This is a genomic window from Quadrisphaera sp. INWT6, assembly GCF_015390235.1.
In the GTDB taxonomy this organism is placed as follows: domain Bacteria; phylum Actinomycetota; class Actinomycetes; order Actinomycetales; family Quadrisphaeraceae; genus Quadrisphaera.
The window spans coordinates 350,650-377,101 of sequence record NZ_VUOH01000001.1 but is presented as its reverse complement, the minus strand read 5'-3'; the positions used below and the strand labels follow the sequence as shown (position 1 = coordinate 377,101).

Genomic DNA, 26,452 nt, shown 5'->3' with positions numbered 1-26,452 from the left:
CGCGCCGGGCTCAGCTGGCGGCGGCGACCTCGCCGGTCGTCGGGCCCAGCGGCGGGCGCTGCGCGCGGGGGGCCGCGGCGACGGCCGCGTCGGTGAGGGCGCGGACCAGGTCGGCGGCGTCGGCCGGGTCGAGGCGGAGCGTGGTGGTGCACACGTCGCCGTCCCACAGCGAGAGCACCACGAGCCCGGCATCGGGGTGGGTGGTGACCCTGAGGGCGCGGGTGGAGCGGTCGCGGTCGCGCACGACCGCGCTGCGGGCGGGAGCCGGGACGACGCGCATGGCAGATGATCCCCCCTGCTCACAGGCATCCGCCAGCCCCCTCCCGGGTGGCGCCGGTGACTCGCCGGCGGCGCACCGCGTGTCGCGGAGGGCCCGCCGGGCGAGCCGTCAGGCGGGGCGCTGGCAGGCGGCCTCGACGGCCTGCGCGGCCTTGCGGGCGGCGATGAGCACCGGGTCCCACACGGGCGCGAACGGCGGCGCGTAGGCGAGGTCGAGCCCGAGGACCTCCTCGACCGTCATCGCGTTCCACACGCAGATCGCGAGGGCGTCGACGCGCTTGCCCGCCCCCGAGCGGCCGACGACCTGACCGCCCAGCAGCCGGCCGCTGCCCTCGTCGGCGACCAGCTTCACCCGCACCGGCTCCGAGCCGGGCATGTAGCCCGCCGTCGTCGTGGAGTCGACCGCGGCGGTGACCACCCGGAACCCGGCCTGCTCGGCCTCCTCGGTCGACAGCCCGGTGCGGCCGATCTCCACCCGGCACACCTTGGTGATGGCCGTGCCGACCACCCCGGGGAAGGTGGCGTACCCGCCGCCGAGGTTGATGCCCGCGACGCGGCCCTGCTTGTTGGCGTGGGTGCCCAGCGGCACGTGGACGCCGCGGCCGGAGACGCGGTGGCGCACCTCGGTGCAGTCTCCCGCGGCCCAGACGCCCTCGGCGCGGGTGCGCTGGCCGACGTCGACGGCGATGGCGCCCGACTCCCCCAGCGGCACCCCCGCCTCGCGGGCGAGCTCGACGCCGGGCTCGACCCCGAGGCCGAGCACCACCACGTCGCAGGGCAGCTCGCGGCCGCTCGCGGTGTGGACGGCGCGCACCCGGCCCCCCTGCGCCGGGGGCCCGAGCTCCAGGCCGCAGACCTCCTCGCCGGTGAGCAGGTGCACGCCCTCCCCGCGGACCGCCTCGGCGATGAGCTCGCCCATGTCGTCGTCCACGGTGCCGAGCGGGGTCGCGCCGCGCTGCACCACCGTGACGTGCAGCCCCCGCACGACGCACGCCTCGGCGACCTCGAGCCCGATGTAGCCCCCGCCCACGACGACGACGCGCTCCACCCGGTGCCCGGAGCTGCCGTCGAGGTCGGCGAGCAGGGCGGACCCGTCGTCGAGGGTCTGCACGCCGTGCACCCCCGCCTCGGGACCGGCGTCGAAGCCGGGGGCTAGCGGGCGGCGCGGCACGGCCCCGGTGGCGAGCAGCAGCTCGTCGAAGCCCTCGACGCCCTCGCGGGGGCCGTCGTGCCCGCCGTCCCGCCCGCCGTCGGTGCGGCGCCAGCTCACGGTGCGGGCGGCCAGGTCGACACCGACCACCTCGGTGCGCATCCGCAGGTCGACGCCGCGGCGGCGGTGCTCCTCCGGGGTGCGCGCGACCAGCTCCTCGCGGTCCCCTACGACGCCCCCGACCCAGTACGGGATCCCGCAGGCCGAGTACGAGGTCGCGCTGCCGCGCTCGAACGCGACCACCTCGAGGTCGCGCCCGCGGGCCGCGGCCTGCTGGAGCGCCTGCGAGGCGCCGGCCATGCCGGCGGCGTCACCGCCGACGACGACGAGGCGGGTGCGTCCGGCGCGGGCTGCCATGCTCGCGACGGTAGCGACGCGGCGGCGGCCCCGCCCGTCGCAAGATCGCCCGTCACGGCGGGCACCTGGGCCGTCGGGGTGACCGCCACCGCACCACCGCGGCGAGCGGCTCCGGCGGGAGCCGCTCGGCCGGCCCGCTCGCGGCGGACCACCACGGCTGCCACGACGACGGCGGCCACCGCGGGGACGAGCCCGCACACCGCCATCCCGACCCGGGGGCCCCAGGTCTCGGTGATGGCCCCCACCAGCGGAGCGCCCACCGGGGTGCCACCGACGAAGGCCAGCAGGTACAGCCCCATCACCCGGCCTCGCAGCGCCGGGTCGACCCACAGCTGCACCGAGGAGTTGGCCATCGCCTGGAAGGCCAGGTTCACGAGCCCGACGGCCACGAGGACCACGAGGAAGACCGCGACCGAGGGCGCCAGCGCCGCGGCGGCCTGGAGGAGCCCGAAGGCCGCGCAGGCGAGCACGATGAGGCGCAGCCGGGTGGTGGCCCTGCTGCCGGCCAGCAGGGCGCCCGCCGTCGACCCGAGGGCCAGCGCGGTGTTGAAGGCGCCGTACAGCTGCGGCCCACCGCCCAGCTCCTCGCTGGCCATCGCGGTCAGCACCACCGGGAAGTTCAGGCCGAAGGTGCCGACGACGCCGACCAGCACGATCGTCATCGCCACGTGGGGGCGCTCGCGGACGTGGCGCAGAGCGGCCCGGACGCCGCCGCGCTCGCGGCCGGCGCCACCCGCCGCTCCGCCTCCCCCGGCCGCGCCCGCGGGGCTGAGCAGGTCGGCGGGGCGCAGCAGCGACAGCGCGACGAGCGGGGCGGTGAAGCACGCGGCCGTGGCGGCGAAGGCCCAGCCGGTGCCGACCGTGCTGATGAGGGTGGCGGCCACGGCGGGGCCGAGCAGGCGCGAGGTCTGGAAGACGGCGGAGTTCAGGGAGACGGCGCCGCGCAGGTGCTCGGCGGGCACCAGCTCGCCCGCGAAGGCCTGGCGGGCGGGACCGTCGACGGCGGTGACGCAGCCGCCGAGCAGGGCCAGCAGCCACACCAGCTCGACGCGCGCGGCGCCGGTGAGGGTGAGCGCGGCGAGGGTGGCGGTGAGCAGCAGGAAGCACGCCTGGGTGATGAGCAGCAGCGTCCGCTTAGGGAACCGGTCGGCGAGCATCCCGGCGTGCAGGCCCAGGAGCAGCACGGGCGCGAACTGGCACGCCATCGTGACGCCGACGGCGGCGGGGCTGCCGGTGAGCTCGAGCACCAGCCAGTCGGTGGCGATGTTCTGCATCCACACGCCGGTGCTGGCGACGGCGTGGCCGCCGAGGTAGGTGCGGTAGGGGCGGTTGCTGAGGGGCGCGAGAGCGCGGGCCAAGGATCGGCCTTCCGGTGGCGGGGCGGGCGGTGGCTGGCGGCGGGTGCGCCGGAGCAGCACCGCAGCCGGCCGGGGCGAGGGGCTCGCCGGGACCGGTGGGCGCGCGCGGGCGACCGGGGGCAGGAGCGCTGACCCCTGCGGTGACCAGCCTCTCCCGACCGGGCGACCCGGCGCAGCATCATCGAGCCTGATCACCTGGATGACTGGCATCATGGTCTGTGATGAGTGTCGCTGAGACCCCGCCGCCCGCGGAGTACGAGACGGCGCAGCTGCGCTCGTTCCTCGCCGTCGCCCAGACGCGCAGCTTCACCCGCGCCGCGGCCCGCCTGGGCATCGGGCAGCCGGCCGTCAGCCAGCACGTGCGCAAGCTCGAGGCGGCCACGGGCCGGGTCCTGGTGCTGCGCGACACCCGCTCGGTGGCGCTGACGCCCGACGGCGAGGCGATGATCGGCTTCGCGCAGGCGGTGGTGGCCGCGCAGGAGCGCGCCGTCGGCTACTTCCGCGGCGAGCGCCCCCACGGCCGGCTGCGGATGGGCATGTCCGACGACCTCGCCCTGACGCGGCTGCCGGTGATCCTGCGGGAGTTCCGCCGCGAGAACCCCCAGGTCGACCTCGACCTCACCGTCGACCAGTCGGGCACCCTCCACCGCCGCCTCGCGGCCGACCGGCTCGACGTCTACGTCGGTCGCCGCCCGCTGGCCGGTGACCAGGTGATGGGCGGGCGCCACGCCACCGGCGCCGCCATCACCGAGCAGCTGGTCAGCCGCGAGCGCCTCGCCTGGGTGGGCACGCCCGCCACGCAGCTCGACCCGGGGGCGCCGGTGCCGCTGGTGGTCTACCCCGCGCCGTCGTTCGCGCGGACGCGCATGGAGGAGGCCCTGCAGCGGGCCGGCGTCCCCTACCGGACGGCGGCGCTGTGCCGGGGCACCAACGGGCTCATCGCCGCGGTGGCGGCGGGCATGGGCGTCTCGGCGCTGCCGCGCAGCCTCGTGCCGCTGCAGCTCTCAGCGCTGCGGACCGGGGGCCGGGGCGACGCGGCCGGCGGCGGGCTGGTCCACCGCCTCCCCGACCTGGGCACCACCGACCTGGTGCTGCTGACCAACCCCCGCACCGCCGACCGGCCCGCCTCCCGGGCCTTGGTGGCCGCCGTCCTGGCCAGCGGCCCGCCGGTCGTCGAGCGCTGAGGCCCACTCCTCGTTCACCAGGCCGCCCACGAGCACGACGGCGCTCGCGAGCCAGCCGAGCAGCAGCACGGCCACGAGGGCGCCGACGACGCTGGCGGCGGTCTGCACGGCCTCGTCGCCGGAGGTGGTGCTGGGCCCGGGCGAGCCGAGCACCGCGAGCGCCAGGCGGAAGCAGACGACGAGCCCCACCAGCGCCCCGGTCGCGAGCACCGCGCCGGGCACGACCGAGCGCCACGAGACGCGGTGCGGGGCGCCGACGCGGTACAGCAGGGCCAGCCCGGCGGCCACGACGAGCAGCAGCACGGGCCAGCGGCCGTAGCCCCACAGCGCGGCGAAGGTGTCGCCGAGGCCCGTCGCCGCCGCGATGCGCTGGCCGCCGCCCAGGAGCGGGCCGACCACGAGCACCAGCAGCATGAGCGCACCCGCGACGACCGCGACGGCGGTCAGGGCGATGGACAGCAGGAGCAGCAGCACGGGCCGGCGCTCCTCCACGGGGGTGTCGCCCTCGCGGAGCACCCGCAGCGCCGACCGGGCCACGCGGCTGCCGATGACCAGCGCCACGACGGCGCTGCCGACGGCGAAGCCCGTCTGCTCCTGGGCGAGCAGCTCGCGGACCAGGGGCGCGCCGAGGCTCTGCGCGAGGCGGGGGCTCAGCACCACCTCGAGCAGCTCCACGAGGAAGGCCTGCGCATCGGCGACGGCGGCCGGGTCGAGCAGGCGGCCGACCAGCCCGAGCCCCGCCCCGAGCGCCGTGACCAGGGGCACCACCGACAGCAGCAGGTAGTACGTCATCTCCGCGGCGCGCCCGCCGACCCGCAGCGACGACGAGCGCAGCGCCACCCGCGCGGCGACGGCGACGGGGTTGCGGCCCCGCAGCCGGGCCGAGGAGCGCTCGGCGGGCGCCTGCAGGCGCACCACGAGCCGGGTCGGTGGCACCTGCGGACCCCGGTCAGGCGCTCGGCGACGGGGGCGTCGTCACCGGCGGGACCAGCCAGTCCAGCAGCACCTCGCGGCACGCGGTGACCTCCGCCGTGGGGCACCACTCCCCGTCGGTGTGCGCGAGGAGCGGGTCACCGGGGGCGAAGTTCACCGCGGGCACGCCCAGGGCGGAGAACCTGGCGACGTCGGTCCAGCCGAGCTTGGCCACCGGGGCGCGGCCGCTGCGGCTCAGCACCCGCCGGACGAAGTCGGCCACGGCGGGGTGCCCCAGGCCCGGGCGGGCCCCGGGGGCGCTGTCGACGACGACGACCTCGGCGCCGACCTCCTCGTCGAGACCGGCGAAGACCTCCCGCACGTGCGCCTCGGCCTCCGCCTCGCTCCAGCACGGCGCGAAGCGGTGGTTGACCACCACGGTGCAGGAGTCGGGGACGACGTTGCCCGCCACTCCCCCGCGGATGCCGACCGCGTTGAGGCCCTCGCGGTACTCCAGCCCGTCGACCTCGATGCGGCGCGCCTCGTAGGCGGCCAGCCGGGCGAGCACCGGAGCGGCCAGGTGGACGGCGTTGACGCCCGCCCAGGACCGGGCCGAGTGCGCGGCGCGCCCGCGCAGCCGGACCTCGACGCGCAGCGTGCCCTGGCAGCCGCCCTCGATCCCCGCGCTCGTGGGCTCCCCGAGCACCGCGACGTCACCCGCGAGCCACTCGGGGTGGTTCCGCACGAGCCGGCCGAGGCCGTTGAGGGCGGAGTCGACCTCCTCGTGGTCGTAGGCGACCCAGGTGACGTCGCGGACGACGCGCTCCGCGCCGTCGGAGCCGCTGGCCAGGGCGTCGACGACGGCGGCCGCTGCGGACAGCTGCACCGCCAGGCCCGCCTTCATGTCGGTGGCGCCGCGGGCCACCAGGCGCTCGCTCGGTGCGCCGTCCACGTCGACGACCTCGCGGCGCGAGGGGACGTCACCACCGGCAAGGGGCACGGTGTCGAGGTGCCCGGCGAGCACCACGCGCTCGGCGCGGCCGAGGCGGGTGCGGGCGACCACGGCGTCGGCGTCGCGCAGCACCTCCAGGTGCTCCCCCGCGGGGTCGAGGCCCCGCAGCGCGGCCTCGACGAGGTCGGCCAGGGGCCCCTCGCCGCCGCTCACGGACTCCACGTCGCACAGCGCCGCCGCGAGGTCGACGACGTCTCCGCGCAGGTCGAGCGGCGGGTGGTCGGCGGCACGGCTCACAGCGCCGACCCTACGGCCCCACCCCCCACCACCCCCGTGATCATGGGATCCGAGCACGACCTGCACGGTGATCATGGGGTTCGCGCACACGCGGCTGCGCCCAGGTCCCATGATCACGGGCGGGAGTGCGGAACGCCGCCACACGCGCCACAGGCGCACCTACCCTGGTGGTCATGAGCACGGTCGTGAGCACGGACGCCTCCACCACCCCCGACGCCCCGGGCAGCACGCGCAGGGCCTGGGGCTACGGACTGGCGACGACCGCCGTCGGCGAGGGCGGCTCCGCCGGCCAGGTGCTCGACACCTGGTACCCCTCCCCCGCGCTCGGCGCCGCCCCGGCCGACGACAGCCCCTGCGCCGTGCCCGCCGCCCTCGCGGCGCTGGAGGGCGAGGACACCGCCCGCGGGGTGCGCACCCACGTGGTGCGCACCGAGGTCGACCTCGACGCCGCCCCCGCCGACGTCCCCGACGCCTACCTGCGCCTGCACCTGCTCTCCGCGCGCCTGGTGGCGCCGCGGACGATCGACCTCGACGGCCTGTTCGGCGTCCTCAACAACGTCGTCTGGACCGACCGCGGCCCGTGCGCCGTCGCCGGCTTCGAGCAGACCCGGCTGCGCCTGCGGGCCCACGGCGCCGTCCAGGTGCTCGGCGTCGACAAGTTCCCGCGGATGGTCGACTACGTGCTGCCCACCGGCGTCCGCATCGCCGACGCCGACCGGGTCCGTCTGGGGGCGCACCTCGCCGAGGGCACCACGGTGATGCACGAGGGCTTCGTGAACTTCAACGCCGGGACGCTCGGCGCGTCGATGGTCGAGGGCCGCATCTCCGCGGGCGTCGTCGTCGGCGACGGCAGCGACGTGGGCGGCGGCGCCTCGATCATGGGGACGCTGTCCGGCGGCGGCACGCAGGTCATCTCCGTCGGCGCGCGCTCCCTGCTCGGCGCGAACGCCGGCATCGGGATCTCCCTGGGCGACGACTGCGTGGTGGAGGCGGGCCTGTACGTCACCGCCGGCACCAAGGTGGTGCTCACGGGCGACCTCGCGGTGGCGCACGCACCCGACGGCTGGCAGCCCGGTGACGAGGCCGTCGTGGTGAAGGCCCGTGAGCTGTCGGGCCGGGACGGGCTGCTGCTGCGCCGCAACTCCACCAGCGGTGCCGTCGAGGCGGTGGCGCTGACGAAGGCGGCCGTCGTCCTCAACGACGCCCTCCACGCCAACTGACGCCGGCGCCCCTCGCCCGCAGCCCCCGGAGCAGCACCCGTGGCCACGATGCAGCAGCGCAGGCCGGCACCCCGCCGCCAGCCCCCGCCGCGCCGCCGCAGCAGCGCGCACGGCGCGGCGGGCCGGCTCGTGGGGGTCGCCGCGGTCGTCGCGGTGCTCGCCGGTGGGGCCTGGGTGGCCGTCAACGAGGTCGCCCCGTCGTCCACCGTCGTCGTCGAGCGGTGCACCGCCACCGCTGACGGCGGCGGGGGCACCGGGTACGACCTCGCCCCCGACCAGGCCGGCAACGCGGCGCTGATCACCGCCATCACCCAGCAGCGCGGGATGCCGGCGCGCGCGGCGACCATCGCCCTGGCGACGGCGGTGCAGGAGAGCAAGCTGCGCAACATCGCGTACGGCGACCGCGACTCCCTCGGCCTGTTCCAGCAGCGCCCGTCGCAGGGCTGGGGCACCGAGGCCGAGATCCAGGACCCGGTCTACTCCACCGGCGCCTTCCTCGACGTGCTCGCGAAGGTCGACGGGTACGCCGACCAGCCGATCACGGTCGTGGCGCAGCGCGTGCAGCGGTCGGGGTTCCCCGACGCCTACGCCGACCACGAGCCCGAGGGCCGCGCCTACGCCTCGGCGCTGACGGGGTACTCCGAGGCCGCGCTCACCTGCCGCCTGCGGCCCGTCGGCGACACCTCCGCGCAGGCCGCCGGGGAGTCGGGCTACTGGCCGCGGACGCAGCCGGTGGTCGACGCCTTCGCGCGCGAGCGGGGGACCGGCGTGCCGGTGGCCCCCGCGGACGAGGGTGCCGGCGTGCTCATCGGGTCGCCGGCGGCCGCGGGGGCCACCGCGTCGGAGGAGCAGCAGCGGGTCGGCTGGTCGGCGGCGCAGTGGGCCGTGGCGCACGCCGCGGACCTGCAGGTGGTGGCCGTCGGCACCGACGGGCTGCAGTGGCGGCGCGACAGGCCCGACGAGGGCTGGGTGGCCGTCCCGGAGGACGACGCCGCGCGCCTGGCCCCGGCGGGCGCCGCCGTGGTCCTCGTCGGTGGCGGCCGCGAGGAGTAGCCCCTCCCCCCGACCGCAACCAGGCGCTCGGCTGCGGTTCCGGACCCCACGCGAACCGCAAGCAGGCGCTCGGCTGCGACTAGGGACCCCACGCGAACCACAAGCAGGCGCTCGGCTGCGACTCGGCGGCCGAGGGGACGACGACGAGAGGCCCGCTCCCCGGGTGGGGAGCGGGCCTCGTCGTCGTCAGCTCGTCGTCAGCGGGCCGAGCGGGGAGCGGTCAGCGCTCGCCCATCGGCGTGTACGAGCGCTCGGCGGCGCCCGTGTAGACCTGGCGCGGGCGGTTGATCTTCATCGCCGGGTCGGTGACGCCCTCGCGCCACTGGGCGATCCACCCGGGCAGGCGGCCCAGGGCGAACAGCACCGTGAACATCCGCGGCGGAAAGCCCATCGCCTGGTAGATCAGGCCGGTGTAGAAGTCGACGTTCGGGTACAGCTTGCGCTCGACGAAGTAGTCGTCCTGGAGGGCGATCTCCTCCAGGCGCTTGGCGATGTCGAGCAGCGGGTTGTCAGCCCGGGCGAGCACCCGGTCGGCCGTCTTCTTCACGATGGCGGCGCGCGGGTCGTAGTTCTTGTACACGCGGTGCCCGAAGCCCATGAGGCGGACGCCGTCGCGCTTGTCCTTCACCTTGGCCATGAAGGAGTCGGCGTCGTCGTCGCCGCGGTGGATCGCCTCGAGCATCTCGAGCACGGCCTGGTTGGCGCCGCCGTGGGCGGGCCCGGACAGGGCGTGGATGCCGGCGGAGACCGACGCGAAGAGGTTGGCGCCCGAGGAGCCGACCATGCGGACCGTGGAGGTGGAGCAGTTCTGCTCGTGGTCGGCGTGCAGCACGAAGAGCAGGTCGAGCGCCTTGACCATCTCGGGGTCGGGCTCGTACGGCTCGGCGGGCCAGCCGAAGGTCATGCGCAGGAAGTTCTCGACCAGGCCCCGGGAGTTGTCGGGGTAGAGCATCGGGCGGCCGGTCGACTTCGCGTGCGCGTAGGCGGCGATGGTCGGCAGCTTGGCCAGGAGGCGGAAGGTCGACAGGTCGACCTGCGCGGCGTCCTTGGGGTTGAGCGAGTCCTGGTAGAAGGTCGACAGCGTCGAGACCGCGGAGCTGAGCACCGGCATGGGGTGCGCGTCGCGCGGGAAGCCGTCGAAGAAGCGCTTGAGGTCCTCGTGGAGGATCGTGTGGCGGTTGATCCGCGCGGTGAACGCCTCGAGCTGGTCGGCTGTGGGCAGCTCGCCGTTGATGAGCAGGTAGCTCACCTCGGCGAAGGTCGAGTGCTCGGCGAGCTGCTCGATCGGGTACCCGCGGTAGCGCAGCACACCCGCGTCGCCGTCGATGTAGGTGATGTCGCTCTGGCACGAGGCGGTGTTCACGAAGCCCGGGTCGAGCGTCACGAAGTCAGTGCGCTTGAGCAGGCCCGACACGTCGAGGCCGGAGTTGCCCTCGACGGCGGGGACCACCGACAGGGGCAGGCGGCCACCGGGGTGCTGCAGCACCACCTCGGAGGCCTCGGGCACGGCGGACAGCTGGCCGGTCGCGGGGTCCGTCATGGCTCGGCTCCTCGTCGTCGGGGGTGGTGGTGGTCGTGCGGGTGCGGGGCTGGCGGCCTGGTGTCGCAGGGGCAGCAGCCGGGAGCGGCGCACCGGTCGGGTGCGACGGTGGGGACGCTACCGGGCGCGAGCGCCCAGCCGTGCAGCGGCAGCGGCGATGCGCTCGTCCGAGGCGGTGAGCGCCACCCGCACGTGGTCGGCCGCGGACGGTCCGTAGAAGGCGCCTGGGGCCACGAGGACGCCGAGCCCGGCGAGCTCGTCGACCAGGGCCCACCCGTCGACGCCCGGTGCGGGGTCGCGGGTCCACAGGTACAGCCCGGCCTGGGAGGCCTCGACGACCAGGCCGGCGCCCTCCAGCGCCGAGCGCAGCACGGCGCGCCGGGCCCGGTACCGCTCCCGCTGGACGGCGACGTGCTCGTCGTCGGCGAACGCCGCGGTCATGGCGGCCTGCACGGGGGCGGGCACGATCATCCCGGCGTGCTTGCGCACCGCGAGGAGCGCGCCGACCAGGGCGGGGTCTCCCAGGACGACGCCGCCGCGGTACCCCGCGAGGTTGGAGCGCTTGGACAGCGAGGTGACCAGCAGCAGGCCCCGGTGGGCGTCGGGGCCCTCGCCGCAGACGCGGGGGTCGAGCAGGCTCGGGACCTCCTCGACGTCCCAGGCGAGCTCGGAGTAGCACTCGTCGGAGACCACCACCACGGGCGCCTCGGGCGTGGAGGCGGCGCGGGCGCGCTCGACGACGCCGCGCAGCTCCTCGACGCCGGCGACGGCTCCGGTGGGGTTGGAGGGGCTGTTCACCCAGACCAGGCGGACCTGCCCGGCGCCACCGCCGGGCTCGGCGAGCTGCTCCGCCGAGGGCCACCGCCCCGGCGCCACGGGCACGGCGCGGGCCCCGGCGATGCGGGCGCCGACGTCGTAGGTGGGGTAGGCGACCTCGGGGATGACGACGACGTCGCCCGGCCCCAGGTCGAGCAGGGTCGGCAGCCAGGCGACGAGCTCCTTGGAGCCCACCGTCGGCAGGACCGCGGCCGGGTCGAGGCCGCGGACGCCGCGGGTGCGCTCGGCCCAGCCGGCCACCGCCTCGCGCAGCTCGGGGGTACCGGCGGTCTGCGGGTAGCCGGGGGCGTCGGACGCCTCGCGCAGGGCGCGCTGGACCAGCTCGGGGGTCGGGTCGACCGGCGTGCCGACGGAGAGGTCGACGATGCCGCCGGGGTGGGCCGCGGCGCGTGCCTTGGCGGGCGCCAGCGCGTCCCAGGGGAAGTCGGGCAGGTCCGCGATGCGGCTGCCCCGCGCCATCAGTGGCCCGTCTCCTGCGGCGGCAGGGCTGCCACCAGCGGGGCGTCCTTGGCGATGACGCCGAGCTTGGCGGCGCCGCCGGGCGAGCCCACGTCGTCGAAGAAGACGGCGTTGTCCGTGGTGTAGTCGGCCCACTGGACCGGCACGTCGTCCTCGTAGTAGATGGCCTCGACGGGGCACACCGGCTCGCAGGCACCGCAGTCGACGCACTCGTCGGGGTGGATGTAGAGAGACCGGTTGCCCTCGTAGATGCAGTCGACCGGGCACTCCTCGACGCAGGCCCGGTCCTTGAGGTCGACGCAGGGCTGCGCGATCACGTACGTCACGCGCTCATCCTCCCACCCGACCTCGGCGGCCCACCACCCAGTGGCCCGCTCGGCGGTCAGTCCAGGGCCGGCGCGGGCGAGCCCGCGGGGAGCGCGCTCGCCGCGCACGTGACGGCGGTGCGGGGGGCGTAGGTGGTGGTGAGCTCGTCGACGGCGGGCTCCGCGGCCGCGGCGCCCTCGACGGGGACCGTGGTGGTGGTGCGGGTCACGGTGGTGGTGAACCCGTCCTGCCCGGGCTGGGGAACGCACTGCGGCGAGGTGTCGACGACCTGCAGCGCCGGCCGCGGGTCCGAGGCGGGCGCCGTCTGCAGGCTGACCGCGCGCCCCTGCCCGCCCCACACCTGCACGCGCAGGGAGCCGTCGACGACCTCGGCGCGCAGGAGGGCGCCGGTGGCCCCCGGCTCGCTGAGCGACAGCGGGGCGTCGGGACCGACGACGGCGTCGAGGCCGACCGGATCGCGGGGGTTCCACGACTCCGGGGCCGTGCGCGCGTCGACCTGGAGCCCGGCGGCGTAGGCGGCGGCCAGCACCGCCGAGGCCACCTGGGTGCTGCCCGCGGCGAGGGTGGTGGTGGCGCGGCCGTCGACCACCACGGACGCCGGCACGTACCCGGCCTCCGCCGTGGGCGCACCGATGAGCGCGGCGACGTCGAGCGAGCCGCCGGGGGCGACGAGCGCGCCGTCGAGGGCGCGCGCGGCGGTGGTGACGTCAGTGGTGCGGGCGGGGTCGGCGGTCAGCGGTGAGACCACCTGCCCGAGCAGCGCCACGACCCCCATCGCGGCGACGTCCTCGGTGGTGAGGGCGGGAGCGACGGGCCGGGTGCCGGTCTGCGCGGTGCGCCCCTCACCGGAGGCGAGCAGCGCCTGCTCCGCGGACGCGGCCAGCGCGTCGGGGTCGGGCTCGGAGCCGTCGGCCGAGGGCACCACGACCGGGGTCCCCGTGCTGGTGTCGAGGGCGGCGTCGACCGCGGGGACCCGGGTCGCGGGGTCGGCGGCCACGACGGCCGCCGCGAGCACCGCGCCGTCGACGTCGAGCCGCAGCGCGCCGTCGGCGGGGACCACCGACAGCGCCGGCAGCACCTGGGCGGGGGCGAGGACGACGCCGCGGCCGCTGACGGACACCGCGAGGGGGGCCGCCAGCGCCGGCTGCGCCTGCCGCGCCAGGGCGTCGGCGACCTCCGCGGAGGTCACCTGGGGGGCCACCTCGCGGCTGGGGAGCACGAGGGGGCGCTGGGCCTCGGCGCCGCCGGCGCCCAGCGGTGCGAGCCAGGCGCGGCGGACGAGCTCGGCGGCGGCCGCCCTGTCCACGGCCAGGCCCGGGACCGGCTCGGTGGGCGCGGGCTGGCCGGTGGCGAAGCTGATGGAGCCCTCCACCGGCGGCACGTCGAGGGCGACGGCGGCCCTGTCGACGGCTCCGGCGAGCGCCGCCGGGTCGGCGGTGACGGCGGGGGCGACGTCGCCTCCCCCGCGCAGCTGGCGCCACAGGGTGGTGGGCAGGCCCACGGGGCCGATGGCCCGCGAGACCGTCGCCGCGGCGTCGAGCTCGAGGCCGGCCCCGGCGGGGTCGATGCTGGCGGTGCGCTGCGGGGAGGCGGCACCCGCCGGAGCCGCCAGCTGCACGGGGAGCGGGGCCGAGAGCCGGGGCTGGAGCGCGGCCTCGACGGCGCGCGCGGCCTCGGCGCGGTCCAGGCCGCCGATCGGCGTGCCGGCGACCGTCGTCCCCTCGGGCACGCGGTCGGCCAGGAACGCCGAGGCGCCGGACCAGCACGCGGCCACCAGGCCCAGGCCGGCGACGGCGAGCAGCACCCGCGCCCGCGACCTGCCGTCGGCGCCCGCTGCCGCGGGCCCGGCGCCCGGTGCCGTGGACGGCGCAGCGACGGGGAGCGCGTCGGGGACGGGCGGGCCGGCGACCGCGGCCGGCCCGGTCACGGGCAGGTCGACGCGGGCCGCGCGGCGCGGCGCCGGGATCGCCGCGCGACGGCCGTGAGCGGCCTCGCGCTCGCTCTGGCGCTCGAGGATCTCGAGCAGCTGCAGGGTCCCGTTCGTCCCTCCCACAGCTGCGAGGCTAGGGAGGATCAGGCGAGCGCGTGGTACGAACGCCGGAACCTGACCAGCGGGTCCGCCCCGGCCGCGGGGTGGTCGAGCCCCACCACCTCGCCCACGACGACGACGTGGTCGCCCGCGGGGTGGGCCGCGGTGGTGCGGCACTCGAAGGCGGCCAGCGCCCCGTCGAGCAGCGGGACCCCAGTGGCGGGACCGGGGCGGTGGGGCACTCGGGAGAGCTGGCCGACGGCGGGGCGGCCCGGCGTCGCGAGCCAGCCGGCGACGGCGCGCTGGTCCTGGGCGAGCACGGACAGCCCCCACGCGCCGGCCTGCTCGACGGCGTCGAGGAAGCGCGCGTCCTCGTGCACGCACACCAGCAGCAGGGCGGGGTCGCGGCTGACCCACGTGTACGACGTGACGGTGATCGCGTGGTCGAGCCCGCGCCAGCGGGTGCTGGCGACGGCGACGCCGGCGGTCACCTCCTCGGTGGCCGCGGCGACGGCGTCGAGGTCGAGCGGCGCGCGGGTCAGCGGGTCGGGCTGGGGCTCGCTCACGCCTCGACGGTAGGCGAGGACGCGAGGGCCGTGTCCGGGAGCACCACCGCGGACGGCGCCGACGAGGCCGACGCCGATGCTGACGACGCAGCGGCGAGCACGTCGGTGATCTCGTGGCCGATGAGCTCGTGGCGCTCGAGCAGCGCGTCGCGCAGCGCCTCCACCAGGTGCTGGTGGGTGCCCAGCAGGTAGCGGACGGCGTCGCGCTGCGTGGTGAGCAGGTCCTCCAGCGCGGCCCGCGCGGGCAGGTCGTTCAGCACGCGGCCGACCAGCCCCTCCCCCACCGGCGAGGCCTCGGCGGCGGCGAAGGACACCAGGGACCCGGCCATGCCCGCGCTGCCGACCATCTGCGCGGCGACCCGCGTGGCGTAGGCCAGGTCCGACGACGGACCGGTGGAGACGTCGCCGAAGGCGATCTCCTCCGCCACCTGCCCGCCGAAGGCGATCTGCACGAGGGCGGTCAGCTCCGAGCGGGAGCGGGTCCACACCTCCTCGGCGTCGCCGTGGGCGAGCATCCCCAGGGCGCCGGCGCGCTTGACGATCGTCAGCACCTCCAGCCGCCGCTGCGGCGCCACGAGGTGGGCGACGACGGCGTGGCCGGCCTCGTGCGTGGCGATCAGCCGCGCCTCGCGCTCGGTGTACCCCACCGGCGAGCCGAGCCCCACGGACGTCACGAGGCGCGCGTGCTCGACGTCCTTCCAGGACATCGCGGGCGCGCCGCGGCGCACGGCGTTGACGAGGGCCTCGTCGAGCAGGTTCTCGATCATCACCGGGGTGGAGCCCGCCGTGATGCCGGCGAGGGCGTCGCGGCGCTCGTCGTCGTCCAGCTCGGGGTCGTGCGCCTTCTTCGCGAGGTAGTGGTCGAGCACCTCGCGGCGGCCCGCCTGGTCGGGGGCGTCGAAGGTGAGGCGGCGGTCGAAGCGGCCGGGGCGCAGCAGCGCCGGGTCCAGGCCGTCGGCGCGGTTGGTGGCCGCCACGAGCAGGACGTCGACGGGCTCCACCCGCGGCCGCGGCAGCTGGCGGTGCGCGGGGAGCAGCAGGTTGACGGCGTCGACCAGGCCGCCGAGCAGCTTCTGGGCTCCGGTCGGCTCGTCGAAGCTCTGCATCTGCACCAGCAGCTCGTTGACGACGCCGCCGACGCCCTCGCTGTTCATCGCAGACACCACCCGTCCGTGATCATGGGCGTCCGCCACCCCGGAGGCCCGCATCGGCAGCCCCTCGAGCCCCCCGCAGCACAGCGCGGTGCTCGCGAGGGCACCCGCGGGCGCCATCGCCGACCCCATGCCGCTGCGCACACCGCCGATCGCGTCGATCTCCTCGATGAACCCGATCGCGCCGCCCTCCTTGCGGGCCGCGGTGCGCAGCGCGCGGAAGTACGAGCGGATGCGCCGGGCGGTGGCGCCGTAGTACATCGACTGGAAGCTGGTGCCCGAGACGTAGAGGAACGGGACACCGGCCTCGCGGGCCATCGCCTTGGCCATGTGCGTCTTGCCGGTGCCGGGAGGCCCCTCGAAGAGCAGCCCGCGGCGCGGGGTGCCGCCCATCTCGCGGCGGAAGGTGCGCCCCGCGAGGAACAGGTCGAGGGAGCGCTGCACCTCCTCCTTGACCGGGCCCAGACCCTTGACGTCGTCGAGGGTGACGTCGATCTGCTCGGGCCGGTAGACCACGTGCGGGCTGCGCCCGGAGACGACCACCTGCGCCAGCAGCACCCCGATCATCAGCGCGAAGAAGACGCCGACCATCAGGTACAGCGGGTCGACGGCGGGCAGCGCCAGGTCGGAGGCCGAGACCGGGTCTCCGGCGAGCAGGCGCCACCAGAGGAACACCGCGACCGGGGCCAGCACGACGGCGATGCGCAGCAGCCGGCGCTGGCGGCGGCGCTCGCGGTTGCGGCCGACGTCGGCGGCGTCGCGGCGCGCGACGGGGGCCCCCTGCGGTGACGGCATGCTCACTCCCGGTCTCGGTGAGTGCTCATCACAGCCAGTGACCAGCACGCTCCGCAACCAGTGGTGCGCTCCCCGGAGTCAGCGACGACGCGCAGTGATGCCCGGTGACTCGAGGTGAGTCACCGGTGCACCTGCGGCGCTCAGGACGGCGGGGCGATCCCCGCGAAGAGGTCGCTCTCGCGACCGTCGTCGCGCTGGCCGTCCGGCGCCGCGACCCCGCGGGCCAGGCGGTAGGACTCGGTGGTCCACACCGGCTGCCAGCGGTCCTGGCTGACCATGAACTCGGGGGCCCCGGCGCCGCCCTCGCCCGCCAGCCGCACGTGCACCTGGCTGCGGTGGGCCCGCAGCGCCGCGGCCTTGGCGCCCAGCTGCTCGGGCGCCTCGACGACGGCGGTGACCTCGGCGTCGTCGACCACCATCGTCGGCCAGGACGAGCGGTCGCCGCCGAAGGCGCGCTCCGCCTCGGAGGCGGGCAGCACGCCCTCGTAGGACTTGGCGACCTCCCACGGGACGCCCCCCGCCACGAGCGGAGCGGCGGCGTCGGCGGCCAGCTCGACGGCGCGGCGGGCCACCTCGGCGGCGCGGACGTGGTCGGGGTGGCCGTACCCGCCACCGGGCTCGTAGGTCACCACGACCTGCGGGCGCACCTCGCGCAGCACGCCGGCCAGGCGGGAGGCGGCCTCGTCGAGGTCGGCGCGGGCGAACGCCGCGGGGCCGGTGTCGGGGGCGGCCACGGCGCGCATGCCCTCGCCCCAGGCCATGCCCGAGTCCTCGTAGCGGGCGGCCGCGGTGGCGGCCGGGTCCTCGCCGTCGAAAGGCGCGTCGTCGAGGAAGCGGTGGTCGGTGACGCCGAGCGCCTCCATCGCGGTGGCCAGCTCCAGCACGCGGTGCGCGGCCAGGGCGGCGTGGTCGCCCTCCAGGTGGGCGTTCTCCGGGTCGACCACCTCGCCGCGCTCCCCGCGGGTGCAGGTCACCAGCGTCACGCCCGCGCCGGCCGCGGCGTAGCGCGCCATGGTGGCGCCGTTGCCGATGGTCTCGTCGTCGGGGTGGGCGTGCACCAGCAGCATCCGCCGCGGGACGTCGAGGGCCTCCATCGCGGCGAGCTCCTCGGGCTCGAAGGCCCGCTCGGCGACGTCGTCGACGACGCTCGCCGCCTGGGACAGCACGTCGTCGGCGGGGCGCTCCGCCGTCTCGATCTCGTCGGGGCCGGGGCCGGGAGTGGTCGTCACAGCCGACCACGCTAGCCAGCCGGGCCCCGGACAGCGAGGGCGGAGTCCCGGGCCACCGCGCGGTCGGTGGTGGCCCCGGACTCCGCCCTCGCGGAGCGGTGCGGCGGTCAGCGCTTGGCGCGCGCTGCCTTGCTGCGCTCGGTCTGGTCGAGCACGACCTTGCGGATGCGCACGGCGTCGTAGGTGACCTCGACGCACTCGTCCTCGCGGCAGAACTCCAGGCACTGCTCCAGCGACAGCTTGCGGGCCGGCACGAGGCGCTCCAGCTCGTCCGCGTTGGAGCGGACGTTGGTCATCTTCTTCTCCTTGGTGATGTTGACGTCCATGTCGTCGGAGCGGGAGTTCTCACCCACCACCATGCCCTCGTACACCTCCGTCGTGGGCTCGATGAAGAGGGTGCCGCGCTCCTGCAGGGAGGTCATGGCGTAGGAGGTCGCCGCGCCGGAGCGGTCGGCCACCATCGAGCCGGACGGGCGGGTGCGCAGCTCGCCGAACCACGGCTCGTACCGCTCGAAGGTGGCGTGGGCGATGCCGGTGCCGCGGGTCTCGGTGAGGAACTCGGTGCGGAAGCCGATGAGGCCGCGCGAGGGCACGAGGAACTCCATGCGGACCCAGCCGGTGCCGTGGTTGGTCATCTGCTCCATGCGGCCCTTGCGGACGGCGAGCAGCTGGGTGACGGCGCCGAGGTACTCCTGGGGCACGTCGATGGTCAGGCGCTCGAGCGGCTCGTGGACCTTGCCGTTCACCTCGCGGGTGACCACCTGCGGCTTGCCGACCGTGAGCTCGAAGTTCTCGCGGCGCATCTGCTCGACGAGGATCGCCAGCGCCAGCTCGCCGCGGCCCTGCACCTCCCAGGCGTCGGGGCGCTCGGTGGGCAGCACGCGCATCGACACGTTGCCGATGAGCTCGCGGTCGAGGCGGTCCTTGACCAGGCGCGCGGTGACCTTGGCGCCCTTGACCTTGCCGGCGGTCGGCGCGGTGTTGGTGCCGATCGTCATCGAGATGGCGGGCTCGTCGACCGTGATCAGCGGCAGCGGGACGGGGTTCTCCGCGTCGGCGAGGGTCTCGCCGATGGTGATCTCCGGGATGCCGGCGACGGCGCAGATGTCACCGGGGCCCGCGGAGTCGGCGGGCTTGCGCTCGAGGGCCTCGGTCATGAGCAGCTCGGTGAGCCTCACGCGCTGCTGCGTGCCGTCGGCGCGGCACCACATGACGGAGTCGCCCTTGTGCAGCTCGCCCTCGTGGATGCGGCACAGCGCGATGCGGCCCAGGAACGGGGAGGCGTCGAGGTTGGTGACGTGCGCCTGCAGCGGCGCGCCCGGCGTGTACGTCGGCGCGGGCACGGTCTCCAGGATCGTGCGGAACAGCGGCTCGAGGTCCTCCTCGTCGGGCATGCCGCCGTCGGCGGGCTGCGTCAGCGAGGCGCGGCCGGCGCGCGCGGAGGCGTAGACCACCGGGAAGTCGAGCAGGGAGTCGGCGTCGGGCAGGTCGCCGGCGAGGTCGAGGAACAGGTCACCGGTCTCCTCGACGACCTCGCTGATGCGGGCGTCGGGGCGGTCGACCTTGTTGACCACGAGGATCACGGGGAGCTTGGCGGCCAGCGCCTTGCGCAGCACGAAGCGCGTCTGGGGCAGCGGGCCCTCGCTCGCGTCGACCAGGAGGGCGATGGCGTCGACCATCGACAGGCCGCGCTCCACCTCGCCGCCGAAGTCGGCGTGGCCGGGGGTGTCGATGATGTTGATGGTGACGCCGCCGGGAGCGCCGACCTCCGCCGCCGACGGGCCGGCGTACCGGACCGCGGTGTTCTTGGCGAGGATCGTGATCCCCTTCTCGCGCTCGAGGTCTCCCGAGTCCATGACCCGGTCGTCGACGTGCTGGTGGGCGCCGAAGGCGCCGGCCTGCTTGAGCATGGCGTCGACCAGGGTGGTCTTGCCGTGGTCGACGTGGGCGACGATCGCGATGTTGCGAAGGTCGGCGCGGGTGGCGAGCTTGCTCGCGTCGGGCGCGACGGACATGCGGAGACACTCCAACTGGGGGGTCAGGAGGCCGGCGGCGCGGACGCCCCCCGCACCAGCGGGGGTGTCGGCGCGACGGCGGGGCCGCCGACGATCCTACGGCCGGTGGCCACCCCGCCCCGCCGTCGTCACCCGGCAGCCGGCTCAGCAGCCCGCTCAACAGCCGGCGCAGCAGCCGGCGCAGCGGCCCGCGCACGGCGCCCGCGCGGGCCGCGCGCGCTCAGCGGCGGAGCAGGCCCCGGGCCGCGAGGTCGTCCCAGAGGGCGGTCCAGCCGCCCGCGGGCTCCTCGGACAGCAGGCCCGCGTTGCGGACCACCTGGTCGGCGGTCCGCATCCCGAGCACCGTGCCGACGACGGCGGGGTGGTCCAGCGCGAACGCGACCGCGGCGGCCGGGAGCGTGGTGCCGTGCTCGGCGCACAGGGCCGCCAGCCGGCGGGCCCGGGCGAGGAGCTCGGCGGGCGCCTGCTCGTAGTTCCAGTTCGCGTCGTCGGGGACGTCCTGGCGGGCCAGGAGCCCGGAGTTGAACACCCCCACGGCCACGACCGCCTTCCCCAGCTCCTGCGCCGCGGGCAGCACGTCGTCGAGGGAGCCCTGCTCCAGCAGCGTGTAGCGGCCGGCGAGCATGACCACGTCGGCGTCGGTCTCGCGCAGCACCCTCGTCAGCGGCGCGGAGTAGTTCATGCCGGCGCCGACCGCGCCGACCACGCCCTGCTCGCGCAGCTCCACGAGCGCCGGCAGCGCCTCGGAGATGGCCCGGTCGAGGTCCTCGGGGGCGTCGGGGTCGTGGACGTAGACGACGTCGACCCTGTCGAGCCCGGTGCGCGCCAGCGTCTCCTCGATCGAGCGCAGCACCCCGTCGCGGCTGTAGTCGCGCACGCGGCCGACGTCGCCCGGGACGTCGAAGCCCTCGTCGTCGCGGTCCACCGGCACGTCGCGGGGGCGCAGCAGGCGGCCGACCTTGGAGGAGATGACGTACTCGTCGCGGGGGCGGTCGCGCAGCGCCTCGCCGAGGCGCCGCTCGGACAGGCCGAGGCCGTAGTGGGGCGCGGTGTCGAAGTAGCGGACGCCGGCGTCCCAGGCGGCGTCGACGGCGGCGCGGGCGGTCTCGTCGTCCACCCTGCGGAAGAGGTTGCCGATGACGGCGGCCCCGAACCCGAGCGTGCTCAGGCGGACGCCCGTGGAGCGCACCTCGCGGGTGGGCAGCGGCTGCGCGGAGGAGGCGGTCATCGGGTCTCCCGGTCGGGCTGGTCGGTCTGGTCGGTCTGGTCGGTCTGGTCGGTCTGGTCGGTCTGGTCGGTCTGGGGTGGCTGCCGGGGCGGCAGGACGAGGCTGTGCGAGCCGCCGTCCACCTGCAGCACGCTGCCGGTGGTGGCCCCCGCCAGCGGGCTGGCGAGGTAGCAGACGGCGTGGGCCACCTGCTCGGCGCTGACGAGCCGGCCCGTGGGCTGGCGCGCCACGAGCGCCGCGAGGGCGGCGTCGGGGTCGTCGGCCTGCGCCATGAGGCGGCGCACCCACGGGGTGTCGGCGGTGCCGGGGGCCACGGCGTTGACGCGCACGCCCTCGCGGACCAGGTCGGCGGCCATCGCGAGCACCAGGGCGTGCAGCGCCCCCTTGCTGGCGTTGTAGGCGGCGCGCTGCACCAGGCCGCTCCACCCGCCGATGGAGCCGGTGCACACGACGGCGGCGGGGCTGGGGCGCCCCGCCGCGAGCGCCTCGGCGGCGCTGGCGCGCAGGTGCGGCAGCGCAGCCCGGACCAGGCGCGCGGCGCCGACGACGTTCACGTCGAGGACGCGGTGCCACTCGTCGTCGTCGACGTCCTCGACGCCACCGGTGGAGCCGATGCCGGCGTTGGAGACCACGACGTCGAGGCCGCCGAGCAGCTCGGCGGAGCGGGCGACCGCGGCGCGCACGGAGGTGTCGTCGCCGACGTCGCAGACGACCTCGGCGATGCCGTCCTCGGGCGCGGCCAGGGGGCGCAGGTCGAGGGAGGCCACCGCCGCGCCGCGCTCGCGCAGGGCGCGGGCGACGGCGCGGCCGATGCCGCTGGCGCCGCCGGTGACGACGGCGCGGACGCCCGAGAGCTCCTGCGCCGGCGGCGCGAGCTCGCTCACGCCTGGCCCATCACCGTGCGCTGCGTGCCCAGGCCCGTGATCGAGCACTCCACGACGTCGCCCTCGCGCAGGTACGGCTTGGGGTCGGGGTGGCCGAGCGCGACGCCGGCGGGCGTGCCGCTGTTGATCACGTCACCGGGGTGCAGCACCATGATCTGGCTCAGGTAGTGCACGAGGTGGGCGACGCCGAAGACCATCTGCGCCGTCGAGCCGTGCTGGCGCTCGGCGCCGTTGACCGACAGCCGCAGCTCCAGGTCCTGCGGGTCGGCCACCTCGTCGGCGGTGAGCACCCAGGGGCCGAGCGGGTTGAACGTCTCGCAGCTCTTGCCCTTGTCCCACTGGCCGGTGCCCTCCAGCTGCAGGGCGCGCTCGGAGACGTCGTGGCTGGTGGCGTAGCCGGCCACGCACGCGAGCGCGTCGTCCGGGGAGTCGAGGTAGCGCGCGGTGGCGCCGATGACGACGGCCAGCTCGACCTCGTAGTCGGTCTTCACCGAGCCGCGGGGCACCAGCACGGTGTCGCGGTGGCCGACCACGGTCCACGGGTCCTTCATGAAGACGACGGGCTCGGCGGGGGTCTCCATGCCCGACTCGGCGGCGTGGTCGGCGTAGTTGACGCCGATGCAGACGACCTTGCCGGGGCGCGCCACGGGCGACCCGAGGCGGACGCCGCCGCCGCTCGCGGCGTGCTCGGGGTCCCAGCCGTCGACGGCGGGGAGCCCGGCCACCCGCGCCCGCAGCGCGGCGAGCCGCCCGGGGGCCAGGGACGCGCCGTCCCAGTCGGTGACCAGGGAGGAGGCGTCGCGCAGGACGCCGTCGCCGTCGAGGACGCCGGGCACCTCCGCACCGGGCTCTCCGAAGCGCACGAGCCTCATCGCTGGTCCTCCGTGGTGGGTGCGGTCGTCGGCGTCGTCATGGTCTCGCTCGTCCCCTTCATCGCTGCACGTGGGCGGTGCCCCCGGCCGCCAGCGCCCGCACCTCGGCGAGCGTGGCGGCGCAGGTGTCACCGGGTGTGGTCATGGTGAGCGCCCCGGCGGCGACGCCGAGCGCCAGGGCCCGCTCCAGCCCGTCCGCCGCGAGCGGGGCGCCGGCCGCGCGGGCGGTCAGGACGCCGTCGAGCACCCCGGCGCTGAGTGCGTCGCCACTGCCGATGCGGTCGAGCACCCCGACGGCGTCGAGCCGGGGGCCGACCACCGCTCCGGTCGCCGGGCTCCAGGCGGCGGCGCCCCAGTCGTTGGAGCCGGCGGAGACCACGCGGCGCCACGAGCTGACGAGCAGCGGGGGCCCCTCGCCACCGGCGGCGTCCCACCGCGACCCGAGGTCGGCGAGCACGGCGCCCACGTCCTCCGGCGCAGCGAGCTCGCCGCTCGCGGGCGCCAGCTGGAGGGCGCCGAGGACGACGTCGGCCAGGCCCGCCAGGCGCAGGTCGACGGCGCGGGCCGCGTCCGCTCCCCCGCGCGAGCGCCACAGGCTCGGGCGGTGGTTGACGTCGTAGGAGGTGCTGACCCCGAGGCGCCGCGCGGCGCGCAGGGCCTCCTCGGCGAGCGCCGTCGTCGTCTCGGACAGCCCGGCGAAGACCCCGCCGGTGTGCAGGTGGGCCGCGCCGTCGAGGACGGCGTCCCAGTCGACGTCGCCGGGGGCCAGGCGCGAGGCCGCCGACCCGGCGCGGTCGCTGACGCCGAGGGCGCCGCGCACGCCGTGGCCGCGCTCCACGTAGTTCAGGCCCGTCCTGGCCCCGGCGTCGGCGCCGACCCAGCGCACCCGGGTCACGTCGACGCCGCCGGCGCGGACGAGGCCCTCCACGAGGTGCCCGACCGGGTCGTCGACCAGGGCGGTCACGACCCCGGCGCGGCGGCCGAAGGTGGTGGCGAGCGCCCGCACGGCGTTGTACTCCCCGCCGCCCTCCCAGACGGTGAAGGAGCGGGCGGTGGAGATCCGGCCCTCGCCCGGGTCGAGGCGCAGCATCACCTCGCCCAGGGCCAGCACCTCCACCGGCGCGGGCCGGGAGGGCGGACCGCTCACGGGCGCGCCCGGCGCGCCGCGGCCACGGAGGCGGCCACGAGCGCGGAGAGCGCCGCCGCCGCGGCCGAGGAGTCGTCGGAGCCGCCGCCGGTCACCCGCGCGACGAGGCTCGCGGGGGCGCACCAGCTGCCGCCGACGGCCGCGACCGCCGGGACCGCGAGGTAGTCGGCCAGGTCGCGCTCGCCGATGCCGCCGGTGGGCACGAACGCGACGTCGGGGAACGGGCCGGCCAGCCCCGCGAGCAGCGCCGTGCCGCCGACCGCACCGGCGGGGAACACCTTGAGCACCCGCAGGCCGGAGCGGCGCGCGAGCTGCACCTCGGTGGCCGTCGAGGTCCCCGGCACCGCGGGGATCCCCCGGGAGCGGGCGCGCGCGACGACGTCGGGGTCGTGCCCGGGGCTCACCACGAAGCGCGCGCCCGCGTCGGCGACCGCGTCGACCTGGTCGGGCTCCACCACGGTGCCCGCCCCGACCAGCAGCCCGGGCGTCCCGGCCATCTCGGCCACCACCCGCAGCGCCGACGGGGTGCGCAGCACCACCTCGGCCGCGGTGAGGCCCCCGGCGGCCAGCGCCGCCCCGAGGGCCGCGCCGTCGGTGCGCTCCCCCACCATCACGACGGGCAGCAGGGGGCAGCGGACCAGCGCGGCCCGCAGCTCCTCCGTCGACGGCTGCGGCGGCTGCGACGGCTGCTCGGTCTGGGCCGCCATCAGCGGCCCATCCAGCCGCCGTCGACCGGGAGCACCACGCCGTGGACGTACTCCGCGGCGGGGCTGCACAGGTAGACCACCGCACCGGCGATGTCCTCGGCGCGGCCCCACCGCCCGGCGGGGATGCGCTCCAGGATGGAGCGGGAGCGGTCCTCGTCGTCGCGCAGCGCCTGGGTGTTGTCGGTCGCGACGTAGCCCGGGGCGACGGCGTTGACCCCGACGCCCTTCGAGCTCCACTCGTTGGCGAGGGCCTTGGTGAGCCCCGCCAGGCCGTGCTTGGCGGCGGTGTACCCGGGCACGTTGATGCCGCCCTGGAAGCTCAGCAGCGACGCCGTGAACACGATGCGGCCGCTGCCGCGCTCGACCATGGCCCCGCCGACGGCCTGCGCGAGCACGAACTGGGCCGACAGGTCGACCTCGAGCACGTGGTCCCAGTCGTCCAGGGAGTGCTGGGCGGCCGGCGTGCGGCGGATGGTGCCGCCGTTGGCCACGAGCAGGTCGACGCCGCGCTCGGCGAGGTCGGCGCCGAGCGCGCGGACCGCGGCCCGGTCGGACAGGTCGCACGCCAGGGACGTGAACGACCGGCCCGTGGCGCGGACCGCCTCGGCGACGTCGTCGCCGGGGCCCCGGGTGGAGCACCCGATGACGTCGGCCCCGGCCTGCGCGAGGGCCACGGCGACGGCCGCGCCGATGCCCCGGCTCGCGCCGGTCACCGCGGCGACGCGCCCGGTGAGGTCGAAGGGGCCGCTCACGCCTGCTCGCCCCCGTCAGCGGGCTGGCACTCGACGAGCACCTTGACCGCCCCGCCGCCGGCGAGGGCCTCGAAGGCCTCCCCCACCCGGTCGAGCGGCACGACGCTGCTGATGAGCCGCTCGGCCGGCACGTCGCCGGAGGCGACGAGCTCGACGGCCCGCGAGAAGTCCTCGCGCTGGTACAGGCGGGCGCCGAGCAGCTCCAGCTCGCGCCAGAAGAAGCGGTGCAGGTCGATGGTGCGCGGCTGGGCGTGGATGCCCACCTGGCACAGCCGGCCGCGGACGGCGAGCACGGACACCGCGGTGTCGAGGCCGCCCTGCGCGCCGGAGACCTCGAACGCCACGTGGGCGCCCGACCCTCCCGAGCGGGCCCGGGCCAGCTCGGCGACGTCGGTCTCGCGCGGGTCGACCGTCGCGAGGCCGAGGTCCTCCGCGAGCGCGCGACGGGCGGCGTCGAGCTCGACGAGCAGCACGTCGGCGCCGGCCTGCGCGGCCACGAGGGCGATGAGGATGCCCACCGGACCGCCGCCGACCACGACGGCGCACTCCCCGGCGGCCAGGCGCGAGCGGCGCACGTCGTGCACGGCCACGGCCGTCGGCTCCAGCAGCGCCGCGGTCCTCAGGTCGACGCCGTCGGGCAGGGCGACCAGGGTGTTCGCCGGCACGGTCCAGCGCTGGGCCAGGGCGCCGGGCGAGTCGATGCCGATGAAGTCCATGTGCTCGCAGACGTGGCCGTGGCCGGCCCGGCACGCGGAGCAGGTGCCGTCGGGCCGCAGCGGCACGACGGTCACCGCGTCGCCCACCGACCAGCCGGTCACGCCCTCGCCGACGGCGCTGACGCGCCCGGCGGTCTCGTGGCCGATGACGGCGGGCGTGGTCACCCGGGCGTCCATGTGCCCGGCGGCGATGTGCAGGTCGGTGCCGCAGATGCCCGTGTAGGCGGGGGCGACCTCGACCTCCCCGGGGCCGGGCGCGCGGCGCTCGACCTGCGCCACGTCGAAGGCGTGCTCGCCCAGGTAGCGGGCAGCGGTGTACGTGGGAGTCGTCATCGACCCTTCTCTCCTCGATCGGAGATCGCACCATACATATTAC

General features: G+C 76.6%; 21 protein-coding genes and 2 pseudogenes. 3 read left to right on the top strand and 20 right to left on the bottom strand.

What is annotated here, in order from left to right:
• Positions 1-10 precede the first annotated feature (10 nt).
• The 3 genes and pseudogenes from F1641_RS01605 to F1641_RS01595 all read right to left on the bottom strand — a co-directional run.
• Positions 11-280, bottom strand: a complete 270-nt coding sequence (locus F1641_RS01605; protein ID WP_194902735.1) for a hypothetical protein — start codon at positions 278-280, stop codon at positions 11-13.
• Between the two features lie 108 nt (positions 281-388).
• Complete coding sequence (locus F1641_RS01600) at positions 389-1,846, bottom strand: FAD-dependent oxidoreductase (protein ID WP_194902734.1); 1,458 nt, start codon at positions 1,844-1,846, stop codon at positions 389-391.
• 95 nt (positions 1,847-1,941) lie between these two features.
• Positions 1,942-3,414: pseudogene (locus F1641_RS01595) on the bottom strand (MFS transporter); the annotation flags it as partial.
• A gap of 11 nt (positions 3,415-3,425) precedes the next feature.
• On the opposite strand from F1641_RS01595, the gene F1641_RS01590 reads away from it, so the two are divergent.
• Positions 3,426-4,388, top strand: a complete 963-nt coding sequence (locus F1641_RS01590; protein ID WP_194902733.1) for a LysR family transcriptional regulator — start codon at positions 3,426-3,428, stop codon at positions 4,386-4,388.
• 18 nt (positions 4,389-4,406) lie between these two features.
• On the opposite strand, the pseudogene F1641_RS20695 reads toward F1641_RS01590, so the two are convergent.
• Positions 4,407-5,228 (bottom strand): annotated as a pseudogene (locus F1641_RS20695) (YihY/virulence factor BrkB family protein); the annotation flags it as partial.
• Between the two features lie 109 nt (positions 5,229-5,337).
• Entirely contained in the window at positions 5,338-6,549 is a 1,212-nt protein-coding gene (gene dapE / locus F1641_RS01585; protein ID WP_309225306.1) for a succinyl-diaminopimelate desuccinylase, read from the bottom strand.
• A 173-nt stretch (positions 6,550-6,722) separates the two neighbouring features.
• On the opposite strand from dapE, the gene dapD reads away from it, so the two are divergent.
• Positions 6,723-7,769: a 2,3,4,5-tetrahydropyridine-2,6-dicarboxylate N-succinyltransferase gene (gene dapD / locus F1641_RS01580; protein ID WP_194902731.1), complete on the top strand. Its 1,047-nt coding sequence runs from the start codon at positions 6,723-6,725 to the stop codon at positions 7,767-7,769.
• Positions 7,770-7,817: 48 nt separating this feature from the next.
• On the top strand, positions 7,818-8,822 hold the full coding sequence (locus F1641_RS01575; RefSeq protein WP_375541457.1) for a hypothetical protein: 1,005 nt from the start codon (positions 7,818-7,820) through the stop codon (positions 8,820-8,822).
• A gap of 220 nt (positions 8,823-9,042) precedes the next feature.
• On the opposite strand, the gene F1641_RS01570 is transcribed toward F1641_RS01575, so the two are convergent.
• From F1641_RS01570 to F1641_RS01500, 15 genes are all read right to left on the bottom strand, one after another.
• Entirely contained in the window at positions 9,043-10,362 is a 1,320-nt protein-coding gene (locus F1641_RS01570; RefSeq protein ID WP_194902730.1) for a citrate synthase, read from the bottom strand.
• Between the two features lie 117 nt (positions 10,363-10,479).
• Positions 10,480-11,658: a succinyldiaminopimelate transaminase gene (gene dapC / locus F1641_RS01565; protein WP_206690374.1), complete on the bottom strand. Its 1,179-nt coding sequence runs from the start codon at positions 11,656-11,658 to the stop codon at positions 10,480-10,482.
• On the bottom strand, positions 11,658-11,984 hold the full coding sequence (gene fdxA, locus F1641_RS01560) for a ferredoxin (protein WP_194902729.1): 327 nt from the start codon (positions 11,982-11,984) through the stop codon (positions 11,658-11,660). Before fdxA ends, dapC begins: the two co-directional genes overlap by 1 nt.
• Before the next feature lie 56 nt (positions 11,985-12,040).
• Complete coding sequence (locus F1641_RS01555; RefSeq protein ID WP_194902728.1) at positions 12,041-14,038, bottom strand: VanW family protein; 1,998 nt, start codon at positions 14,036-14,038, stop codon at positions 12,041-12,043.
• Positions 14,039-14,058: 20 nt separating this feature from the next.
• Complete coding sequence (locus F1641_RS01550) at positions 14,059-14,580, bottom strand: flavin reductase family protein (protein ID WP_206690373.1); 522 nt, start codon at positions 14,578-14,580, stop codon at positions 14,059-14,061.
• Complete coding sequence (locus F1641_RS01545; protein WP_194902727.1) at positions 14,577-16,526, bottom strand: AAA family ATPase; 1,950 nt, start codon at positions 16,524-16,526, stop codon at positions 14,577-14,579. The genes F1641_RS01550 and F1641_RS01545 overlap by 4 nt, the downstream gene beginning before the upstream one ends.
• 140 nt (positions 16,527-16,666) lie before the next feature.
• Positions 16,667-17,620: an N-acetyl-1-D-myo-inositol-2-amino-2-deoxy-alpha-D-glucopyranoside deacetylase gene (gene mshB / locus F1641_RS01540; RefSeq protein WP_194903279.1), complete on the bottom strand. Its 954-nt coding sequence runs from the start codon at positions 17,618-17,620 to the stop codon at positions 16,667-16,669.
• A gap of 242 nt (positions 17,621-17,862) precedes the next feature.
• Complete coding sequence (gene typA, locus F1641_RS01535) at positions 17,863-19,770, bottom strand: translational GTPase TypA (protein ID WP_194902726.1); 1,908 nt, start codon at positions 19,768-19,770, stop codon at positions 17,863-17,865.
• Positions 19,771-19,990: 220 nt separating this feature from the next.
• Positions 19,991-20,998, bottom strand: a complete 1,008-nt coding sequence (locus F1641_RS01530) for an aldo/keto reductase (RefSeq protein ID WP_194902725.1) — start codon at positions 20,996-20,998, stop codon at positions 19,991-19,993.
• The gene (locus tag F1641_RS01525) at positions 20,995-21,882 is read right to left on the bottom strand and encodes an SDR family NAD(P)-dependent oxidoreductase (RefSeq protein WP_194902724.1); all 888 of its coding nucleotides are present in this window, start codon (positions 21,880-21,882) and stop codon (positions 20,995-20,997) included. The genes F1641_RS01530 and F1641_RS01525 overlap by 4 nt, the downstream gene beginning before the upstream one ends.
• A complete protein-coding gene (locus F1641_RS01520; RefSeq protein ID WP_194902723.1) occupies positions 21,879-22,754 on the bottom strand; it encodes a fumarylacetoacetate hydrolase family protein in 876 nt (291 codons plus the stop codon). The genes F1641_RS01525 and F1641_RS01520 overlap by 4 nt, the downstream gene beginning before the upstream one ends.
• 58 nt (positions 22,755-22,812) lie before the next feature.
• Complete coding sequence (locus tag F1641_RS01515) at positions 22,813-23,901, bottom strand: PfkB family carbohydrate kinase (RefSeq protein ID WP_206690371.1); 1,089 nt, start codon at positions 23,899-23,901, stop codon at positions 22,813-22,815.
• Positions 23,898-24,608 (bottom strand): bifunctional 4-hydroxy-2-oxoglutarate aldolase/2-dehydro-3-deoxy-phosphogluconate aldolase, encoded by a 711-nt coding sequence (locus tag F1641_RS01510; RefSeq protein WP_194902722.1) that lies wholly within the window; start codon positions 24,606-24,608, stop codon positions 23,898-23,900. The genes F1641_RS01515 and F1641_RS01510 overlap by 4 nt, the downstream gene beginning before the upstream one ends.
• The gene (locus F1641_RS01505) at positions 24,608-25,360 is read right to left on the bottom strand and encodes an SDR family oxidoreductase (RefSeq protein WP_194902721.1); all 753 of its coding nucleotides are present in this window, start codon (positions 25,358-25,360) and stop codon (positions 24,608-24,610) included. The genes F1641_RS01510 and F1641_RS01505 overlap by 1 nt, the downstream gene beginning before the upstream one ends.
• Positions 25,357-26,409, bottom strand: coding sequence for a zinc-binding dehydrogenase (locus F1641_RS01500; protein ID WP_194902720.1), 1,053 nt, complete (start codon positions 26,407-26,409; stop codon positions 25,357-25,359). The genes F1641_RS01505 and F1641_RS01500 overlap by 4 nt, the downstream gene beginning before the upstream one ends.
• Positions 26,410-26,452: the final 43 nt, after the last annotated feature.

What these genes read in the sequence shown, in the direction of transcription:
- F1641_RS01605 (WP_194902735.1), bottom strand. Translation starts at nt 280, where the DNA reads ATGCGCGTCGTCCCGGCTCCCGCCCGCAGCGCGGTCGTGCGCGACCGC.
- F1641_RS01600 (WP_194902734.1), bottom strand. Translation starts at nt 1,846, where the DNA reads ATGGCAGCCCGCGCCGGACGCACCCGCCTCGTCGTCGTCGGCGGTGAC.
- F1641_RS01590 (WP_194902733.1), top strand. Translation starts at nt 3,426, where the DNA reads ATGAGTGTCGCTGAGACCCCGCCGCCCGCGGAGTACGAGACGGCGCAG.
- dapD (WP_194902731.1), top strand. Translation starts at nt 6,723, where the DNA reads ATGAGCACGGTCGTGAGCACGGACGCCTCCACCACCCCCGACGCCCCG.
- F1641_RS01575 (WP_375541457.1), top strand. Translation starts at nt 7,818, where the DNA reads ATGCAGCAGCGCAGGCCGGCACCCCGCCGCCAGCCCCCGCCGCGCCGC.
- F1641_RS01570 (WP_194902730.1), bottom strand. Translation starts at nt 10,362, where the DNA reads ATGACGGACCCCGCGACCGGCCAGCTGTCCGCCGTGCCCGAGGCCTCC.
- dapC (WP_206690374.1), bottom strand. Translation starts at nt 11,658, where the DNA reads ATGGCGCGGGGCAGCCGCATCGCGGACCTGCCCGACTTCCCCTGGGAC.
- F1641_RS01545 (WP_194902727.1), bottom strand. Translation starts at nt 16,526, where the DNA reads ATGCCGTCACCGCAGGGGGCCCCCGTCGCGCGCCGCGACGCCGCCGAC.
- mshB (WP_194903279.1), bottom strand. Translation starts at nt 17,620, where the DNA reads ATGGAGGCCCTCGACGTCCCGCGGCGGATGCTGCTGGTGCACGCCCAC.
- typA (WP_194902726.1), bottom strand. Translation starts at nt 19,770, where the DNA reads ATGTCCGTCGCGCCCGACGCGAGCAAGCTCGCCACCCGCGCCGACCTT.
- F1641_RS01530 (WP_194902725.1), bottom strand. Translation starts at nt 20,998, where the DNA reads ATGACCGCCTCCTCCGCGCAGCCGCTGCCCACCCGCGAGGTGCGCTCC.
- F1641_RS01520 (WP_194902723.1), bottom strand. Translation starts at nt 22,754, where the DNA reads ATGAGGCTCGTGCGCTTCGGAGAGCCCGGTGCGGAGGTGCCCGGCGTC.
- F1641_RS01510 (WP_194902722.1), bottom strand. Translation starts at nt 24,608, where the DNA reads ATGGCGGCCCAGACCGAGCAGCCGTCGCAGCCGCCGCAGCCGTCGACG.
- F1641_RS01500 (WP_194902720.1), bottom strand. Translation starts at nt 26,409, where the DNA reads ATGACGACTCCCACGTACACCGCTGCCCGCTACCTGGGCGAGCACGCC.